The sequence below is a fragment of the Pseudomonas sp. D3-10 genome (assembly GCF_051132175.1).
Classification (GTDB): domain Bacteria; phylum Pseudomonadota; class Gammaproteobacteria; order Pseudomonadales; family Pseudomonadaceae; genus Aquipseudomonas.
The window spans coordinates 982,136-1,000,616 of record NZ_CP071668.1 but is presented as its reverse complement, the minus strand read 5'-3'; the positions used below and the strand labels follow the sequence as shown (position 1 = coordinate 1,000,616).

Below are 18,481 nucleotides of genomic sequence, written 5' to 3'. Positions count from 1 at the left end.
ACGCGGTTCACGTATCCAGGTTACCCGCCAGGAACTGATGCAAGCGCTGCCCCATCACCGAACCCTCATTTCCCAGACAAGCGATCGGCGATCCCGCCAGGCTTTCCTGCGCCAGGTCGGACGCATCGCCGGCCAGCAACAGGGGACAATCCAGGCCCATCGCCAATTTGGTCAGCCGCCTGGGCAATTCGGCGGCCGGTGCATGATTGGAGACCAGCACCAACGCCAACGGCCGGATCTTCTGGCAAACCAGCGTCAGTTCATCAAAGGGCTGCCCGACGGGCATGACCCGCACGCCCACCTCTGCCTTGGAAACGAACAGCGCTGTTACCAGCAACTCCAACTCCCGGCATTGACCAGCAACGGCACTGACCAGCACTCGCCGCGAGGTTGCCTCACGCTTGAGCAAGAGACGGTGCATGACCCGCGAACGCAAGAAACCGTCGAAGAACAGCCATTCGCTGGTATGCCCGAACTCATGCTGGCGATGCAGCAGGTCTCGCCAGAGCGGCATCAGAATGTCCTGGAATACCACGGGCTCGGCGTAACTCGAGAAAATCTTTCCGTAGACACGATCCAGTTCGATGTCGTCAAAATTGCCGACCGCATCCGACACCTGCTGCTGCCAATCGCTGTAATCGGCACGAACCAGATCGGGTGAAATAAACTTGGAGACTGGCCGTACCGATTCGGTTTTCGCAAGGATCTTACCCACCTTGCTCACGGCGACCCCGCGCTCGATCCAGGCGAGAATGCTCCGCACCTTTTCGATATCGATCAAAGAATACAAGCGATGCCCGCTTTCGGTGCGTGTGGGCTGGATCAGGCCGTAGCGACGCTCCCATGCACGCAAGGTCACCGGGTTGACCCCCGTCAACCGGGCGACTTCCCGAATCGGAAGCAAATCCTCGCGGGTCGAAGCGACAGATGCCTGAGAAGGGTGGTTTTCCTCGACTATCGCGCTCATTTGCCTGGATTTCCCAGCTGGAAAATTGGATCCCAGTTTACCCCTTTCCTGCCATAGGCTGACAAGGACAAACACGTCCGCCCTGCGGATTCGTTGTTTATTGCTCGAAAGGAACAATGCTCGCGCACCCTGCTACCAGGCGCAGCCCAACGCCCACGGGGCGTTTTTCCCATAGCCGGTCTCGAAATCGTTAACCCCCTGACAGCGCCCCAGCGCTGGATTCGTCTTTACGCATAGGAGGCGCCGGCCGTCGCTGTTATAGTTTTTGCTTGTGCCGCGAACCGAGCCGAACCGTCCCATGTCCACCGCCCCGATCCTGATCACCGGCGCAGCCCAACGCGTCGGCCTGCACTGCGCCCGACGTTTATTGGAGGACGGGCAGCCGGTCATAGCCACTTACCGCACCGAACGCCTGGGCGTGCAGACGCTGCGGGACCTGGGGGCCACGGTGCTGTTTGCCGATCTTGCCAGCGAACCGGGAATCCTGGCGTTCATCGATCTGCTCAAGCAGCACACCGACCAGTTGCGAGCCATCGTGCACAACGCCTCGGCCTGGCTGGCAGAGACGCCGGATAGCGAAGCCACCGCGTTCAACGCCATGTTTGGCGTCCATATGCTCGCGCCTTACTTGATCAACCTGCATTGCGCCGAGCTTCTGCGTCGTTCGGTCCCAGCGGATATCGTGCACATCAGCGATGACGTGACACGCAAAGGCAGCAGCAAGCACATCGCCTATTGCGCCACCAAGGCCGGCCTCGAAAGTCTGACACTGTCATTTGCGGCGAAGTATGCACCGGCCATCAAAGTCAACGGTATCGCCCCGGCCCTGCTACTGTTCAATCCCGGCGACGACCCAACCTATCGTGCCAAGGCCCTGGCCAAGTCCGCGCTGGGTATCGAGCCCGGCAGCGAAGTCATGTACCAGAGTTTGCGTTATCTGCTGGATAACTCATATGTCACCGGCACGACCCTGACGGTAAATGGCGGGCGGCACATCAAATAGTCACGGTTCGAGGAAGTATCCATGGCGCTTTCGCCCCAGCATTACCGTGAGATCCTGATCGGCCTGGGCGAAGACCCGGAGCGCGAAGGCCTGCTGGATACTCCGGTGCGCGCGGCCAAGGCCATGCAGTACCTGTGTCATGGCTACGAGCAAAGCGTCGAGCAGATCGTCAACGGCGCTCTGTTTGCTTCCGACAGCGATGAAATGGTGATCGTCGCCGACATCGAGCTTTATTCACTGTGCGAACATCACCTGCTGCCCTTCATCGGCAAGGCCCATGTGGCTTATATTCCAACGGGCAAGGTCCTGGGGCTGTCGAAGGTCGCCCGGCTGGTGGACATGTTCGCCCGCCGCCTGCAAATCCAGGAGAATCTCACCCGGCAAATTGCCGACGCCGTGCAGGAGGTCACCCAGGCTGCCGGCGTTGCGGTGGTGATCGAAGCCCAACACATGTGCATGATGATGCGCGGTGTGGAAAAACAGAACTCGACCATGAACACCTCGGTGATGCTCGGTGCCTTTCGCGAATCCAGCACCACGCGTCAGGAGTTTCTGCAATTGATTCGACGGAGCCAATAAATGCCTCAACTTCAACCCGCCATGGCGCGTATCAAGGTCAAGGACCTGCGCCTGCGTACGTTCATCGGCATCAATGAGGATGAAATCCTCAACAAGCAGGATGTGCTGATCAACCTGACCATCCTCTACGCGGCTCAAGAGGCCGTGCGCGACAACGACATCGACCACGCCCTGAACTACCGCACCATTACCAAGGCAGTCATTGCCCATGTGGAAGGCAATCGCTTCGCCCTGCTCGAACGCCTCACCCAGGAGTTGCTGGACCTGGTCATGGCGAACGAGTCGGTGCTGTACGCCGAGGTCGAAGTCGACAAGCCACACGCGCTGCGCTTCGCCGAGTCCGTATCGATCACGCTCGCAGCAAGCAGGGCTACTCCGTAGCCGCCAACAGTCTCAAGCTGTAACCTTCAAGCCTGAACACCGCAAACCAACTTGCAGCTTGAAGCTCGCCGCTTGAAGCTGTCTCGCAGAGACCCTCATGAACGACCAACAACGCCTCGAACTTGAAGCCGCCGCTTTCCGCCGGCTGGTTGCCCACCTCGACAGCCGCAAGGATGTGCAGAACATCGACCTGATGAACCTCGCCGGTTTCTGCCGCAACTGCCTGTCCAAGTGGTACAAGGCCGCCGCCGATGAGCGTCAGGTCGAGGTCAGCCTCGATGATGCGCGCGAAGTTGTCTACGGCATGCCCTATGCCGAATGGAAAGCCCAATACCAGAAAGAAGCCAATGCCGAGCAGCAAGCGGCGTTTGCCAAAGGAAACCCCGATGCTTGACCTGAACACTTTCCGCGCCAGCCTCGAGAGCGGTGAGCATGTCTTTGCCGACACCCTGGCGTTCATTGCCGAAGGCTACGACTACCAGCCCCAGGCCTTCGACAACGGTGGCGTGAAGAACGCGGCCGGGCAGAACGAAGGCTCCTGCAAGACGTTGGGCCTGGCACTGCTTGAAGGCTTGAGCGACAAAGAGGCGCTCCTGGCATTCGGCGAGCACTACCGTTCGGTACTGAACACGCCCGAAGGCAGCGACCACGGCAATATCCGCGCGCTGATAGCCCACGGGTTGGCGGGGGTGAAGTTCGAAGCCCAGCCATTGCAACGCCGCTGATTCACCCGCTGTCGTAGCGAGGGAGCTTGTTCCCTCGCTACGGGGAATACGTCTCAAGTTAAATGGCACCTCACCACATCCCGACTTTTATGATTGACCCGGCGACTTTATTTCGTTTGCCGGGCACTGCTTCTCGCGGCTTAGATAAGGCAAATCCTTTCTTCTTCCGAGCCGTCATCCATGAGCCGCGACAGCATCAGCCAATCGATTTCCTTCGTTCACCCCGTCAGTCTCAGCCACGGGAAAAATGCCGAGGTCTGGGATTGCGACGCCAAGCGCTATATTGATTTCGTGGGTGGCATTGGCGTGTTGAATCTGGGCCATTGTCATCCTCGCATCGTCGAGGCGATCCGCGAGCAAGCCACCCGCCTGACGCACTACGCCTTCAATGCCGCGCCCCACGCGCCTTACCTCCAATTGATGGAGCGCCTGGCCGCATTCATCCCGGTCGGTTATCCGGTGAGCGGCATGCTGACCAACAGCGGCGCCGAAGCGGCTGAAAATGCCTTGAAGATCGTGCGCGGCGCCACGGGACGCACTGCCGTGATTGCTTTCGACGGCGGCTTCCATGGGCGAACCCTCGCCACCCTCAATCTCAACGGCAAGGTCGCGCCGTACAAACAGAAAGTCGGCGTACTGCCCGGACCGGTCTATCACCTGCCCTACCCCAGCCACGACAATGGCGTGACGTGCGCCGAAGCGCTGAAAGCCATGGACAGGCTGTTCAGCGTCGAGATCGATGTAAACGACGTGGCCTGTTTCATCGTCGAGCCGGTGCAGGGCGAAGCCGGTTTCCTGGCGATGGACGTGGCATTCGCCCAGGCGTTGCGGCAGTTCTGCGACGACAAGGGCATCGTGCTGATCGTTGATGAGATCCAGTCCGGTTTCGGCCGCACCGGCCAGCGCTTCGCGTTCTCGCGACTGGGGATCGACCCGGACCTGATCCTGCTGGGCAAAAGCATCGCTGGCGGTGTCCCTCTGGGGGCGGTGGTAGGGCGCAAGTCGCTGATGGATAACCTGCCAAAGGGCGGGCTCGGTGGCACCTATTCCGGCAACCCCATCGCCTGCGCCGCCGCGCTGGCAACGCTGGATGAAATGACTGACGCCAATCTCCACGCGTGGGGCGCACAACAGGAAGAAGCGATCGTCAGCCGCTACGAGTCGTGGCGCCGCCGTGGGCTGTCGCCGTACCTGGGCCGCCTGACCGGCGTCGGCGCCATGCGCGGGATCGAACTGGCCCACGCCGATGGCACCCCGGCCCCGGCACAACTGACACAACTGCTGGCCCTGGCACGTGAGTCGGGCCTGCTGCTGATGCCCAGTGGTAAATCGCGGCACATCATCCGGCTGCTGGCGCCGTTGACGACCGAAGCGGCGGTGCTGGAAGAGGGCTTGGACATCCTGGAGGCGTGCCTGGCGGAACTGGCCTGATCAAGGTTTTCCTGACCACACATAACCTTGTGGGAGCGAGCCTGCTCGCGATCGCGGTATATCAGCCAACACCGACATTGACTGGTTGACGCCATCGCGAGCAAGCTCGCTCCCACAGAAACCGCCTATGAAGTTGCGTTAAATACCAAGCACAAAAAACCGGCCGAAGCCGGTTTTTTTAATGCCCGATGAATCAGAACGAAACGTTCTGCAGGCCGTCCAGGTAACGTTCGGTGTCCAGAGCCGCCATGCAACCAGCGCCAGCCGAGGTGATGGCCTGGCGGTAGACGTGGTCGGCCACGTCGCCGGCGGCGAAGATACCTTCGACGCTGGTGGCGGTAGCGTTGCCGTCGCGGCCACCCTTGACGACCAGGTAGCCGTCCTTGAGCTCCAGCTGGCCTTCGAACAACGAAGTATTCGGCGTGTGGCCGATGGCGATGAATACGCCGTCAACCTTGATTTCTTCGAAGCTGCCATCGTTGTTCTTCAAGCGCGCGCCGGTCACGCCCATGTTGTCACCCAACACTTCGTCCAGGGTCGCGTTGAGCTTGAGGATGATCTTGCCTTCGGCGACGCGGGCGTTGAGCTTGTCGATCAAAATCTTCTCGGCGCGGAATGTTTCGCGACGGTGAACCAGGGTGACCGTGCTGGCGATGTTGGCCAGGTACAGCGCTTCCTCGACCGCGGTGTTGCCGCCGCCGACCACCGCCACGGGTTTGTTGCGGTAGAAGAAACCGTCGCAGGTAGCGCAGGCCGAAACGCCTTTGCCCATGAACGTTTCTTCCGATGGCAGGCCCAGGTAACGAGCGCTGGCGCCGGTGGCGATGATCAGGGCATCGCAGGTGTAGGTCGCGCTGTCGCCGGTCAAGGTGTATGGCTTGGCGGCGAAATCCACGGCATTGATGTGGTCGAAGACGATCTCGGTCTCGAAGCGCTCGGCGTGTTCTTTCATGCGCTCCATCAAGGCCGGGCCGGTCAGGCCGTGGACGTCGCCTGGCCAGTTGTCGACTTCGGTGGTGGTGGTCAATTGACCGCCGGCTTGCATGCCGGTGATCAACAACGGCTTGAGGTTGGCACGTGCCGCATAAACCGCGGCGCTGTAACCGGCAGGGCCGGAACCGAGAATAATCACACGCGAATGACGGACTTCAGACATGACCTGCTCCTGTTGACCGGACCCTGCGGCCCGGAACGCCGGCTGAGCGGCGGGAATAAAAAAAGACTGTTGATGCACTTGGGGAAGGCTTGGGTTCGACAGTCCTGTAAAAAGAATGGGTGCAGCGTATCGAGGGACCGAAGATTAAGGAAATACGGTTTAACAATCCAGCTCATAGGTGAGCTCTATCCGCCGCGACGCCGCCGATAGCGACAAACCTGCGCTAAACCTTTGTTACACGCCGTGTCGCGACTTTCCCGCACAAGGCAAAGTCGGTAAGGTCGGGCGCGTCCACTACCCTTGGAGCCACCTATGCCCGCCCCCGTCCTGTCCGGCCCGCAATATTTGCGCGAAGGGCTCAAATTGGTCCTGAGCCCCAGCCTGCGCCTCTTTGTTCTGCTGCCGCTGGCTGTCAACCTGGTGTTGTTCGTCGGGCTGATCTACCTCGCCGGCCACCAGTTCAGCTTGTGGGTCGACACGCTGATGCCGTCGCTGCCGGATTGGCTGAGTTTCCTGAGCTATGTCCTGTGGCCTCTGTTCGTCGTCCTTGTGGTGCTGATGGTATTTTTCACTTTCACGATGCTTGCCAACATCATCGCGGCGCCTTTCAACGGTTTTCTCGCCGAGAAGGTCGAAGTGGTAGTACGCGGCACGGATGATTTCCCAGCGTTCAGTTGGGGCGAGTTGGTCGCCATGGTCCCGCGCACCCTGGCTCGAGAGGCGCGCAAGCTCGGTTATTTTCTGCCCCGAGCCCTGGGGCTGTTCGTGCTGTCGTTCATCCCGGTGGTCAATCTGGTGGCCGCGCCACTGTGGTTGCTGTTCGGGATCTGGATGATGGCGATCCAGTACATCGACTACCCGGCGGACAACCACAAGCTGGGCTGGAACGAAATGCTCGCCTGGCTGCGGGAAAAGCGCTGGCAGAGCCTGGGTTTTGGCGGCAGCGTGTACCTGGTGCTGCTGATTCCCTTCGTGAACATTCTGATGATGCCGGCGGCGGTGGCCGGGGCGACGTTGTTCTGGGTGCGGGAGCAAGGCGCCGAGACGGCGCTGGCGCGACAGGGCTGACCCGGTCACAAATCCGTCATCCTGACGTCACACTGGCGAAATGGCCCCGGTCGACACTGGGGCCATGACCACACTCCTGCACGTTACGCTCGTCACCGAAACCTTTGCGCCGGAAATCAATGGCGTAGCCAATACCCTGGGTCGTCTTCATGACGGTTTGCGCGCCCGCGGGCATCGGGTAGAACTGATTCGCCCTCGCCAGGCGGGAGACCAGGGTCTGACCAGTGATGACCAATTGCTGCTGTGCCGGGGCTGGCCATTGCCGGGGTATCCGGGTTTGCAGTGGGGACAGGCTTCGATGCACAAGCTGTTGCGGCGCTGGAAGCGTCATCGCCCGGACGTGTTGTATATCGCCACCGAAGGGCCGCTGGGCTTGTCTGCGTTGCGTGCCGCGCGGCGCCTGGGTATTTCGGTGGTCAGTGGCTTCCATACCAACTTCCAGCAATACACCCAGCAATACGGCCTCGGCCTGCTGAGCCGTGGGCTCACGCATTACTTGCGCTGGTTCCATAACCGCTCAAGCCTGACGCTGGTGCCCAGCGTCAGCCAGCGCCTGGAACTGGAACGCCGGCATTTCGAACGCGTGGCATTGTTGTCCCGTGGCGTGGATAGCCATTTATTTCATCCGGCCAAACGCTCAGCCGCCTTGCGCAAGAGCTGGGGCCTGGATGATGACGCTATCGCGGTGCTTCATGTGGGACGCCTGGCGCCGGAGAAAAACCTGGCGCTGCTCAAACGCAGTTTCGACACCCTGCGCAGTGCTTTTGCGACACGGCAAATCAAACTGGTGATCGTTGGAGACGGCCCACAGCGGCTCGCTCTCGAGCAACAACTGCCCGAGGCGATATTCTGCGGGGCGCAACGAGGCGAAGCGCTGGCCGCCCATTACGCGTCCGGGGATGTGTTTGTCTTTCCGAGCCTGACCGAAACCTTCGGCAACGTTGTGCTGGAAGCACTGGCATCCGGGCTGGGCGTGGTGTCCTACGACCAGGCCGCGGCGGCGCAGCACATCCGTCATGGCTATAACGGCGTATTGGCGATGCCTGGGGATGAAGAGGCATTTTGCGACGCGGCCCGTTGGCTGTTGGAAGAGCCAGAGGCCTTGCGTTGCGTGAGGCTCAACGCGCGCCAGCATGCCAGCCGCCAGGGCTGGGGGGCGGTGATCGAGCAGTTCGAGGCGTTATTGCGAAGCGCTTGTGTCGGCGAGCAGGTGCTGCCTGCTGCGCCGACTGTGCGTTGATTATCCGATGATGCCGAGGCAGCCATCGCGAGCCTGCTCGCGAAGGCAGACGCCGCTTACACCAAGGTCATCAACGCCTCGCGACTGAACGGCAGGATGTCCTGCTCACGCCCGTCACGCACTTTCTGCGCCCAGTCGGGATCCACCAGCAGAGCACGGCCCACCGCCACCAGGTCGAACTCTTCCTTGTTCAGGCGCTCCAGCAGGTTTTCCAGGCTGGCCGGTTGGGCAACCTTGTCGGTATTGACCATGAACTGCAGGAACTCGCCGTCCAGGCCGACGCTGCCGACGGTAATCGTTGGCTTGCCGGTGAGCTTGCGGGTCCAGCCGGCCAGGTTCAGGTCCGAACCGTCGAACTCAGGCTCCCAGAACCGACGCGTGGAGCAATGGAAAATATCCACGCCGGCATCGGCCAACGGCTTGAGGAACGCTTCCAGCGCCTCAGGCGTCTGCACCAGGCGCGCGGTGTAGTCCTGCTGCTTCCATTGAGAAAATCGGAAAATGATCGGAAAATCTTCGCCCACCGCAGCGCGCACGGCGCGGATCAGCTCGATGGCGAAGCGCGAACGGTTGGCCAGGTCGCCGCCGTAACCGTCCGTGCGCTGGTTGCTGCCTTCCCAGAAAAACTGATCCACCAGATAGCCGTGGGCGCCGTGGATCTCGACGCCGTCCATGCCGATACCCTTGGCATCTTTTGCCGCTTGGGCGAAGGCGGCGATGACTTCGTCGATGTCTGCCTGGGTCATGCCGTGAACCACGACCTGGCCATCCTTGAGCTTTTCAGTCGGGCCATAGCCTGGTACGGCGCCGTCCGGCTCGGTACCGAGGCGTCGGACATTGCCTACGTGCCACAGTTGCGGAACGATCTTGCCGCCTTCGGCGTGCACCGCATCGACTACTTTCTTCCAACCCGCCAGCGCGGCGTCACCGTAGAAATGCGGTACGTTCGGGTAGCCATTGGACGCCTTGTGACCGACCGTCGTGCCCTCGGTGATGATCAGGCCAACCCCGGCCGCCGCGCGACGACGGTAGTACTCGATCACCTTGCTGTTCGGTACGCCGCCCGGCGAAAAGGAACGGGTCATCGGCGCCATCACGACCCGGGTCGGCAGCTGGAACGTGCCGAGCTGAAAGGGTTTGAACAGGGCTTGTACAGGCATGGGGCACTCCACGGGATCGGTCACGGTTCATATATGACGACGATAATATGAAGCTGAAGCAGAGCTGGGTAGCACTATTGATTGGAGTGATTAAGGATCAGAAGGGAGCCGAGAGAACGCTTTTGTTTTGAGGCCCGCAATACGTGGCGAGGGAATGTATCCTCTCGCCACAAAGGTTCGCCTGACGGTTTAGCTCAGGGCTTTTTCGATCGCCTGGATCACCGCAGGATCATCGGGCGGCGTGCGCGGCGAGAAACGCGCCAGCACCCGGCCGTCCTTGCCGAGCAGGAATTTTTCGAAGTTCCAGGTAATGTCTCCAGGGAACTCGGCGCCCTCGCCCGCCAGCAGACGATAGAGCTGATGACGTTCGTGACCGTTCACTTCCAGCTTGCTGGACAGCGGGAACGTCACGCCATAGTTGAGGCTGCAGAATTCCTGGATTTGCTGCTCGGTTCCAGGCTCTTGTCCGGCGAACTGGTTGCAGGGCAGGCCCAGCACACTGAAGCCCTTGTCCTTGTACTGCTGGTAGAGATTTTCCAGCGCCGCGTATTGAGGCGTCAGGCCACATTTGGAGGCAACGTTGACCACCAGCACGACTTGCCCTTTGAACGGTGCCAGAGGAAGCTCCTGACCATCCAGGGTTGTCAGTTTAAGGTCGTGGAAAGCACTCATGACGAAACTCCAGGTTTGCAGATCTTTTCGATACAGCCATGGGTGATGCTAACAGCAAGCGACTAAAAAGGCGCCGTATGGCGCCTTTCCAGTTCACTGTTTCCTTGAACGTAGCGCAGGAATCAGTGGTGATGGCCGCCTTCGCCATGGACGTGGCCATGGGCAACTTCTTCCTGGCTGGCGTCACGGATATCGACGATCTTGACTTGGAAGTTCAAGCGCTGGCCGGCCAACGGGTGGTTGCCGTCAACGGTGACGTCATCGCCGTCCAGGTCGCGAATGGTGACGATCTGCATCTGGCCATCCGGCGCCGAAGCGTGGAACTGCATGCCGACTTCCAGCTCATCCACACCTTCGAACATGCTGCGGCTCAGGGTGCTGACCAGTTCGGCGGAGTACTCGCCGTAGGCGTCTTCCGGCTCGACGGTCACGTTCAGCTCGTCGCCGGTGGTTTTGCCTTCGAGGGCTTTTTCCAGGCCCTGGATGATGTTGCCTGCACCATGCAGGTAGACCAGCGGAGCGCCGCCGGCAGAGCTGTCGATGACCTCACCAGCGTCGTTGGTCAGGGTATAGTCGATGGAGACAGCCTTATTGGCGGCGATCAGCATGGGGCGAGACCTTTTGCATAAGAATGAAGAACGGACAAGTCTAAACAAGGATTTGCCCGAAAGCGAACGGAACCCGGACAAACGGGCTAGCTCGAACAGACCAACGGTCACGGGTTTCCGCCAGGATGAGGACGGACACTGGGTCGTCGAGCTGTCATGCGGCCACACCCAGCACCTGCGCCACCAGCCACCGTGGCAATCCCGGGCCTGGGTACTGGACCCGGCGCAACGTATTGAAAAAATCGGCCAGCCCTTTGCTTGCGGCTGGTGCGCTCAAGGCCCGGTTAGCGATAACCTTGGCGACTGAATTGTGGGTAGATGACCAGTCATAGGTCGCGCCCTGGTGCCCTGTTTCGCAAATACAGGGCACTGGCCATGCACCCTTAGAGAATCCGCATGCAAACTTTTTTTATCGCACCCACCGATTTTGGCGTGGGCCTGACCTCCATCAGCCTCGGGCTGGTGCGTACCCTGGAACGGGCCGGGCTCAAAGTCGGCTTTTTCAAACCCATTGCCCAGCCTCATCCTGGCGATACCGGCCCGGAACGCTCCACCGAACTGGTGGCCCGCACCCACGGCCTCAAGCCACCGCAACCGCTGGGCCTGGCTCACGTGGAGCGCATGCTCGGCGATGGCCAGCTCGATGAGCTGCTGGAAGAAATCATCACACTCTACCAGCAGGCCGCCGTCGGCAAGGACGTACTGGTCGTCGAGGGCATGGTCCCGACCCGCAGCGCGAGCTACGCCGCCCGGGTCAACCTGCACCTGGCCAAGAGCCTGGACGCCGAAGTGATTCTGGTGTCGGCGCCGGAAAACGAAGTGCTGACGGAGCTTTCCGGTCGCGTCGAGTTGCAGGCACAACTGTTTGGCGGCCCCAAGGACCCGAAAGTCCTCGGCGTGATCTTGAACAAGGTTCGCACCGACGAAAGCATGGAGGCGTTCACCGCGCGCCTGAAGGAACATTCTCCGTTGCTGCGCAGCGGCGACTTCCGCCTGCTCGGCTGCATCCCGTTTCGCCCCGAGCTCAACGCCCCGCGTACCCGCGACGTGGCCGACCTGATGGGCGCGCAGGTGCTCAATGCCGGCGACTACGAAACGCGGCGCATGAGCAACATCATCATTTGCGCCCGCACCATGCGCAACACCGTGGAACTGCTCAAGCCCGGCGTACTGGTGGTGACCCCTGGTGATCGCGACGACATCATCCTCGCCGTAAGCCTGGCGGCGATCAACGGCGTACCGCTGGCCGGCCTGCTGCTGACCAGCGACACCCTGCCCGATCCACGCATCATGGACCTTTGCCGCGGTGCGTTGCAGGCCGGGTTGCCAGTGCTGTCGGTGAGCACCGGCTCGTACGACACCGCCAATCTGCTCAACGGCTTGAACAAGGAAATCCCCATCGATGACCGCGAACGCGCGGAAATAATCACCGATTTTGTCGCCAGCCACCTGGACGCCCGATGGCTGCACCAGCGCTGCGGCACGCCACGGGAGATGCGCCTGTCACCGGCGGTGTTCCGCTATCAACTGATCCAGCGCGCCCAGGCTGCCAACAAACGCATTGTATTGCCGGAAGGCAGCGAACCGCTGACAGTGCAAGCCGCCGCCATTTGCCAGGCGCGGGGCATCGCCCGCTGCGTGTTGCTGGCAAAACCGGCCGACGTCGAGGCCGTGGCCCGTGCCCAGGGTATCGAACTGCCGCCGGGGCTGGAGATTCTCGACCCGGATGTGATTCGCGAGCGTTACGTCGAGCCCATGGTGCGGCTGCGCAAGAGCAAAAGCCTGAACGCTCCCATGGCCGAGCAGCAACTGGAAGACACCGTGGTGATCGGCACCATGATGCTGGCGCTGGATGAAGTGGACGGGCTCGTCTCCGGCGTCATCCACTCCACCGCCAACACCATCCGCCCGGCGTTGCAATTGATCAAGACCGCGCCGGGCTGTTCGCTCGTGTCGTCGGTATTCTTCATGCTGTTTCCCGAGGAAGTGCTGGTGTATGGCGATTGCGTGATGAACCCGCACCCAAGCGCTGCGGAACTGGCCGAGATCGCCTTGCAAAGCGCCGACTCCGCCGCGGCGTTCGGTATCACGCCACGGGTCGCGATGCTCAGCTATTCCAGCGGTGAGTCGGCCAGCGGCGAAGAAGTGGAAAAGGTCCGCGAAGCAACGCTGCTGGCCCATGAGGCGCAACAGGGGCTGTTGATCGACGGCCCGCTGCAATACGATGCCGCCGCCAACGAAGCCGTGGCACGGCAACTGGCGCCCAACAGCCAGGTCGCAGGTCGGGCCACCGTGTTCATTTTCCCGGACCTCAATACCGGCAATACCACCCACAAGGCCGTGCAGCGCAGCGCCGATTGCGTCAGCCTCGGGCCAATGCTGCAAGGTCTGCGCAAGCCCGTGAATGACTTGCCGCGTGGTGCCCAGGTCGATGACATCGTCTACACCATCGCCTTGACCGCGATTCAAGCCGCCAACCGACCTCTGGATATTTAAATGCTGGATTTCCTGCCTCCCCCTGTACGGGGCGTGATCGCCTCGCTGCTGTTGGCGTTGAACACCATCGCCTGCTGCACGCCGCTGTTCATCGTGGCGATCTTCAAACTGTTGCTGCCCTTCCCCGCTGCCCAGCGTATTACCGACTGGCTGATGAGCCATATCCACGAAGCCTGGATCAGCAACAACAAGGCCTGGATGAACCTGTTGCGCCGTACCCGCTGGCATATCAGCGGGCTGGAAGGCCTGGACTACCAACACTCATATCTGGTCACCAGCAATCATCAAAGCTGGGTCGACATCATGGTGTTGCAGTACGTGCTGAACCGACGCATCCGACCGTTGAAGTTTTTCCTCAAGCAAGAGCTGATCTGGGTGCCGGTGATTGGCCTGGCCTGGTGGGCACTGGGCTTCCCGTTCATGAAGCGTTACTCCAAGGCTTACCTGGAAAAACATCCGGAAAAGAAAGGCAAGGACCTGGAAACCACCCGCAGCACCTGTGCGAAATTCCGCAACAACCCGGTGGGTATTTTCAATTTCGTTGAGGGCACGCGCTTCACCGAAAGCAAGCATGCCCAGCAGCAATCACCGTTTCGCTACCTGCTCAAGCCCAAGGCCGGCGGCATCGCGTTTGTGCTCGATGCGATGGGCGAACAATTGGAGTCGATCATCAACGTGACGATTCATTATCCGGGCGGCCGCCCGGGGTATCGGGATTTGCTCTGCGGCAACGTTGGCGAGGTGGTGGTGCACTTCCAGGAGCTGAAGATACCGCCGCAGTTCATTGGCAAAAGCTACGACCAGGACGGGGAGTATCGCCTGGAGTTCCAGGGTTGGATCAACCAGCTGTGGCAGGACAAGGATGCGCTGCTTGAGCAGATGCATCGGGAATATCCAGACCGCCACTGAACTCCTTGTAGGAGCGAGCCTGCTCGCGATTGCGGTTTCAGCCGGCATAGATGGAGACTGAACCACCGCCATCGCGAGCAGGCTCGCTCCCACAGTTGATCGAGTCGAACTCCAGATAAACGAAAAAGCCCGCAGATGATCACTCATCCGCGGGCTTTTCATTTACAGCGGCGTTGCTTAGATCGCGCCACGCTTGCGCAGCAGATCCAGCACTTGCTTGACGCTTTCTTCCAACGTCAGCGACTGGGTGTCGATCACCAGGTCGGCATCCAGCGGCACGTCGTATGGGAACGACTCGCCCGGAATGTTATCGCCGGCAGCCGCGTACAGCCCTTGTGGATCACGCTGGGCACATACCGTTGGCGAGGCCTGGACGTAGACGGTCACCAGGCGCTCGCGACCGATCAAGTCCTTGGCCTGTTCACGGCCTTCGGCACTCGGCGCGACGAACGCAGCCAGGGTCAGCAGGCCGGCTTCGTTGAACTGACGGGCGACGTGAGCCGCGCGACGCCAGTTCTCGGTACGTCCGGCACGGTCTTGCGGCAGCCCCTTGTTGAGGTCGTGGCGCAGGTTCTGGCCATCGAGTACAAACACCGCACGGCCCATGTCGAACAGCTTGCGCTCCACCGCATAGGCCAACGTGCTCTTGCCCGCGCCCGACAGGCCGCTGAACAGCACCGTGGCCGGCTGCTGGCCGAAGCGCTGGGTACGTTCTTCCACCGACACATGGGCCAGTTTGCCGTGGTGCGTGCTGCTGCCGTGGGCCAGCGGCTGGGCCACGATCATGCCCGCGCCCACGGTGCCGTTGGTCAGACGGTCGATGACGATGAACGCGCCAGTGGTGCGGTTGCTCTCGTAACCGTCCAAGGCGATCGGCGCATCCAGGGCGATCTTCACCTTGCCGATTTCGTTGAGTTGCAACGCGCTGGCCGGACCTTCCTCGAGGGTGTTCACATCGACTTTGTTGACGATGCTGGCAATCGAACCGGGCACGTAGCTCGTGGCGCGCTTGATGTCATATTTCTTGCCCGGGAGCATCGGCTCCTCGGCCATCCACACCAGCATCGCTTCGAAGCTGTCGGTGACCGGCGGGACATTGTCGGCATGCACCAGCAGGTCGCCACGGGAGATATCAATCTCGTCTTCCATGGTCAGCGTGACAGCCTGACCCGGGCCGGCGTGCTCCAGCTCGCCTTCGAAGGTGACGATGGATTTCACGCGGCTGCTCTTGCCGGAAGGCAGCACCACCACTTCGTCGCCCTTGTGCACGATGCCGCTGGCGAGGGTGCCGGCGAAACCGCGGAAGTTCAGGTTCGGACGGTTGACGTACTGCACCGGGAAACGCAGGTCGGTGAAGTTGCGATCGCCCGCCACTTCCACGGTCTCGAGGATTTCCATCAGCGACTGGCCGGTGTACCACGGCGAGCGCTCGGACTTGTTCACCACGTTGTCGCCCTTGAGGGCCGACATCGGCACGAAGTGCATGCTGGTGGGCTTCATCTTCAAGCCTTCGGCGAACTTGAGGTAGTCGGCCTTGATCGACTCGAACACGCCCTGGTCGAAGTCCTTGAGGTCCATCTTGTTGATGGCCACGACGATGTGCTTGATGCCTAGCAACGAGGCGATGAAGCTGTGGCGACGGGTCTGGGTCTGCACGCCGTAGCGGGCATCCACCAGGATGATCGCCAGGTCACAGGTGGAAGCACCGGTGGCCATGTTGCGGGTGTACTGCTCATGGCCGGGGGTGTCGGCGATGATGAATTTGCGCTTGGCGGTGGAGAAATAGCGGTAGGCGACATCAATGGTGATGCCTTGCTCGCGCTCGGCCTGCAGACCATCGACCAGCAACGCCAGGTCGATATCGTCACCGGTGGTGCCGACTTTCTTCGAATCACGGGTAATGGCTTCCAGGTGATCTTCATAGATCATCTTGGAGTCGTGCAGCAGGCGCCCGATCAGGGTGCTCTTGCCGTCATCGACGTTACCGCAGGTCAAAAAGCGCAGCAGCTCTTTACGCTCGTGCTGGCCCAGGTAGGCGAGGATGTCCTCGCTGATCAAATCAGATGCGTGCGACATGACAACCCCTTAGAAATAACCCTGACGTTTTTTATCTTCCATCGAGCCTGCGCCATCGTGGTCGATGACCCGGCCCTGGCGCTCGGAAGTTCGCGTCAGGAGCATTTCCTGGATGATGTCCGTCAGGCTCTCGGCCTGGGACTCCACCGCGCCCGTCAACGGGTAGCAGCCAAGGGTACGGAAACGTACTTTCTTCTTGACGATTCGGGCTTTGTCTTCGTCGGACAGGTGCTCGAGGATGCGCTCGTCATCGATCATGATCAGCGTGCCGTTCTTCTCGATCACTTCACGCTCGGCGGCGAAGTACAGCGGCACGATCGGGATGCCTTCGAGGTAGATGTACTGCCAGATGTCCAGCTCGGTCCAGTTCGACAATGGGAAGACGCGGATCGACTCGCCTTTGTTGACCTTGCCGTTGTAGACGTTCCACAGCTCCGGGCGCTGGTTCTTCGGGTCCCAGCGGTGCTTGCTGTCGCGGAACGAGTAGACGCGCTCCTTGGCGCGGGACTTCTCTTCATCACGACGGGCGCCACCGAAGGCTGCGTCGAAACCATGCTTGTCGAGCGCCTGTTTCAGGCCCTCGGTCTTCATGATGTCGGTGTGCTTGGCGCTACCGTGGGTAAACGGGTTGATGTTCTGCGCCACGCCGTCCGGGTTGATATGGGTGATCAGGTCCAAGCCGAGTTCTTCGACCATGCGGTCGCGGAACTTGTACATTTCCTGGAATTTCCACCGGGTGTCGACGTGCATCACCGGAAACGGCAGCTTGCCGGGGAAGAACGCCTTGCGTGCCAGGTGCAGCATCACGGCGGAGTCTTTACCGATGGAGTACAGCATCACCGGGTTATCGAACTCGGCGGCCACCTCGCGGATGATGTGGATGCTTTCCGCCTCCAGCTGTTTCAGATGCGTCAGTTTGTCGACCATGGCTACTCACGAAAGCTTTCTTATGAACGGCCAGCGGGCCGTGTTCGAGCGGGGAATCCTAGCACAGCGACCTCTTCTAATCAGGGCGCCAACTAGATCGAAACAGCATATGGATATGCCTGCCGGTTCGGGTGCCGCATTGGTCTTTTGTGGGACCGAGCCTGCTCGCGAAGGCGGTGTCTAAGTCAATATCAATGTGTCTGGTATAACGCTTTCGCGAGCAGGCTCGCTCCCACAGGGGGCAATCAGTGGCTCAGATCGGATTCGGGCAGTCGATGAAGATGTGTTCCAGCGCAAAACGCCGCGCCAGGTAGTCGCCCAGCGCCTGGACGCCGTAGCGCTCGGTCGCATGATGCCCGGCGGCGATGAAGCTGATGCCGTTTTCCCGCGCGCTGTGGAAGGTCTGCTCGGACGCCTCGCCACTGAGGTACAGATCGACGCCGGCCAGTACCGCCTGGTCGATGTAACCCTGGCCGCCACCGGTACACCAGCCGACTCGGCGGATCATCTGCTCCCCTTCTATCAGCAACGGCTCGCGGCCCATGACTTCCTGGACCTTGCGGGCGAAATCCCGAGGCGTCATCGGTTCGGACAGAGAACCCACGAGGCCGACGATCTTTGGATTATCCGGATCCAGCGGCCCTTCGACGGTGATGTCCAGTTGTCGGGCAAGTTGTACGTTGTTGCCGACTTCGGCATGCAAGTCCAGGGGCAAGTGATAGGCCAGCAGGCTGATATCGTGCTTGAGCAAGGTTCTCAGGCGCCGCTGCTTCATCCCGGTGATGCAGGGATTCTCGCCCTTCCAGAAATAGCCGTGATGCACCAGGACCAGGTCGGCCTCGGCCTCCACGGCAGCATCGAGCAACGCCTGGCTGGCCGTCACGCCGCTGACGATACGCATCACCTGCGGGGCGCCTTCGACCTGCAAGCCGTTGGGGCAATAATCGGCGATCCGGCTGCTTGCCAGGTAACGGTCCGCTTCTTCTACCAGGGTGTTCAGGGCGACGGCCATGAAAAGACTCCTAAATATCCCGTCCAGAGGCGCGCGCGGCCTCGTATAATGCGCGACATTATGGGCGGTCC

General features: G+C 60.8%; 19 protein-coding genes. 11 read left to right on the top strand and 8 right to left on the bottom strand.

Features of this window, described 5'->3' with window-relative positions; translation table 11 throughout:
• Positions 1 to 7: 7 nt before the first annotated feature.
• Positions 8 to 967, bottom strand: a complete 960-nt coding sequence (locus J3P90_RS04315; protein WP_434675865.1) for a MerR family transcriptional regulator — start codon at positions 965 to 967, stop codon at positions 8 to 10.
• Positions 968 to 1,265: 298 nt separating this feature from the next.
• Here J3P90_RS04315 and folM point away from each other — a divergent pair, with 298 nt between their 5' ends.
• The 6 genes from folM (at position 1,266) to J3P90_RS04285 (ending at position 5,086) form a co-directional block, all read left to right on the top strand.
• Entirely contained in the window at positions 1,266 to 1,970 is a 705-nt protein-coding gene (folM, locus tag J3P90_RS04310; RefSeq protein WP_434675864.1) for a dihydromonapterin reductase, read from the top strand.
• A 21-nt stretch (positions 1,971 to 1,991) separates the two neighbouring features.
• Positions 1,992 to 2,549, top strand: a complete 558-nt coding sequence (gene folE / locus J3P90_RS04305) for a GTP cyclohydrolase I FolE (RefSeq protein ID WP_434560605.1) — start codon at positions 1,992 to 1,994, stop codon at positions 2,547 to 2,549.
• Positions 2,550 to 2,930 (top strand): dihydroneopterin triphosphate 2'-epimerase, encoded by a 381-nt coding sequence (folX, locus tag J3P90_RS04300; protein ID WP_420765493.1) that lies wholly within the window; start codon positions 2,550 to 2,552, stop codon positions 2,928 to 2,930.
• Positions 2,931 to 3,027: 97 nt separating this feature from the next.
• A complete protein-coding gene (locus tag J3P90_RS04295) occupies positions 3,028 to 3,324 on the top strand; it encodes a DUF1244 domain-containing protein (protein ID WP_420765494.1) in 297 nt (98 codons plus the stop codon).
• Entirely contained in the window at positions 3,317 to 3,655 is a 339-nt protein-coding gene (locus tag J3P90_RS04290) for a HopJ type III effector protein (protein ID WP_420765495.1), read from the top strand. The genes J3P90_RS04295 and J3P90_RS04290 overlap by 8 nt, the downstream gene beginning before the upstream one ends.
• Before the next feature lie 180 nt (positions 3,656 to 3,835).
• A complete protein-coding gene (locus J3P90_RS04285) occupies positions 3,836 to 5,086 on the top strand; it encodes a 2-aminoadipate transaminase (RefSeq protein ID WP_420765496.1) in 1,251 nt (416 codons plus the stop codon).
• Positions 5,087 to 5,279: 193 nt separating this feature from the next.
• Here J3P90_RS04285 and trxB read toward each other — a convergent pair whose 3' ends face one another.
• Positions 5,280 to 6,242 carry a thioredoxin-disulfide reductase gene (gene trxB / locus J3P90_RS04280; RefSeq protein WP_420765497.1) on the bottom strand — a complete coding sequence of 321 codons (963 nt, stop codon included), beginning with the start codon at positions 6,240 to 6,242 and terminating at the stop codon, positions 5,280 to 5,282.
• Between the two features lie 312 nt (positions 6,243 to 6,554).
• Here trxB and cysZ point away from each other — a divergent pair, with 312 nt between their 5' ends.
• The gene (gene cysZ, locus J3P90_RS04275) at positions 6,555 to 7,310 is read left to right on the top strand and encodes a sulfate transporter CysZ (RefSeq protein ID WP_434607736.1); all 756 of its coding nucleotides are present in this window, start codon (positions 6,555 to 6,557) and stop codon (positions 7,308 to 7,310) included.
• Between the two features lie 40 nt (positions 7,311 to 7,350).
• A complete protein-coding gene (locus tag J3P90_RS04270) occupies positions 7,351 to 8,550 on the top strand; it encodes a glycosyltransferase family 4 protein (RefSeq protein ID WP_434675863.1) in 1,200 nt (399 codons plus the stop codon).
• A 56-nt stretch (positions 8,551 to 8,606) separates the two neighbouring features.
• On the opposite strand, the gene J3P90_RS04265 is transcribed toward J3P90_RS04270, so the two are convergent.
• The 3 genes from J3P90_RS04265 to J3P90_RS04255 all read right to left on the bottom strand — a co-directional run bounded on the left by J3P90_RS04265 (position 8,607) and on the right by J3P90_RS04255 (position 10,990).
• Positions 8,607 to 9,710, bottom strand: a complete 1,104-nt coding sequence (locus J3P90_RS04265) for an NADH:flavin oxidoreductase (protein WP_434648939.1) — start codon at positions 9,708 to 9,710, stop codon at positions 8,607 to 8,609.
• Between the two features lie 189 nt (positions 9,711 to 9,899).
• Complete coding sequence (locus J3P90_RS04260) at positions 9,900 to 10,382, bottom strand: glutathione peroxidase (protein ID WP_434607742.1); 483 nt, start codon at positions 10,380 to 10,382, stop codon at positions 9,900 to 9,902.
• 122 nt (positions 10,383 to 10,504) lie between these two features.
• Positions 10,505 to 10,990 (bottom strand): FKBP-type peptidyl-prolyl cis-trans isomerase, encoded by a 486-nt coding sequence (locus tag J3P90_RS04255; RefSeq protein WP_265066092.1) that lies wholly within the window; start codon positions 10,988 to 10,990, stop codon positions 10,505 to 10,507.
• Here J3P90_RS04255 and J3P90_RS04250 point away from each other — a divergent pair.
• The 3 genes from J3P90_RS04250 (at position 10,959) to J3P90_RS04240 (ending at position 14,395) form a co-directional block, all read left to right on the top strand.
• Entirely contained in the window at positions 10,959 to 11,297 is a 339-nt protein-coding gene (locus J3P90_RS04250) for a DUF3565 domain-containing protein (protein ID WP_420765502.1), read from the top strand. The two genes, J3P90_RS04255 and J3P90_RS04250, sit on opposite strands and share 32 nt — an antisense overlap.
• An 89-nt stretch (positions 11,298 to 11,386) precedes the next feature.
• The gene (gene pta / locus J3P90_RS04245) at positions 11,387 to 13,486 is read left to right on the top strand and encodes a phosphate acetyltransferase (protein ID WP_420765503.1); all 2,100 of its coding nucleotides are present in this window, start codon (positions 11,387 to 11,389) and stop codon (positions 13,484 to 13,486) included.
• Entirely contained in the window at positions 13,487 to 14,395 is a 909-nt protein-coding gene (locus J3P90_RS04240) for an acyltransferase (protein ID WP_434675862.1), read from the top strand.
• A 177-nt stretch (positions 14,396 to 14,572) separates the two neighbouring features.
• On the opposite strand, the gene cysN is transcribed toward J3P90_RS04240, so the two are convergent.
• The 3 genes from cysN to J3P90_RS04225 all read right to left on the bottom strand — a co-directional run bounded on the left by cysN (position 14,573) and on the right by J3P90_RS04225 (position 18,410).
• Positions 14,573 to 16,471, bottom strand: a complete 1,899-nt coding sequence (gene cysN / locus J3P90_RS04235) for a sulfate adenylyltransferase subunit CysN (protein WP_420765505.1) — start codon at positions 16,469 to 16,471, stop codon at positions 14,573 to 14,575.
• 9 nt (positions 16,472 to 16,480) lie between these two features.
• Entirely contained in the window at positions 16,481 to 17,398 is a 918-nt protein-coding gene (gene cysD / locus J3P90_RS04230; RefSeq protein ID WP_434675861.1) for a sulfate adenylyltransferase subunit CysD, read from the bottom strand.
• A 253-nt stretch (positions 17,399 to 17,651) separates the two neighbouring features.
• Entirely contained in the window at positions 17,652 to 18,410 is a 759-nt protein-coding gene (locus tag J3P90_RS04225) for a Nif3-like dinuclear metal center hexameric protein (RefSeq protein ID WP_434560621.1), read from the bottom strand.
• Positions 18,411 to 18,481: the final 71 nt, after the last annotated feature.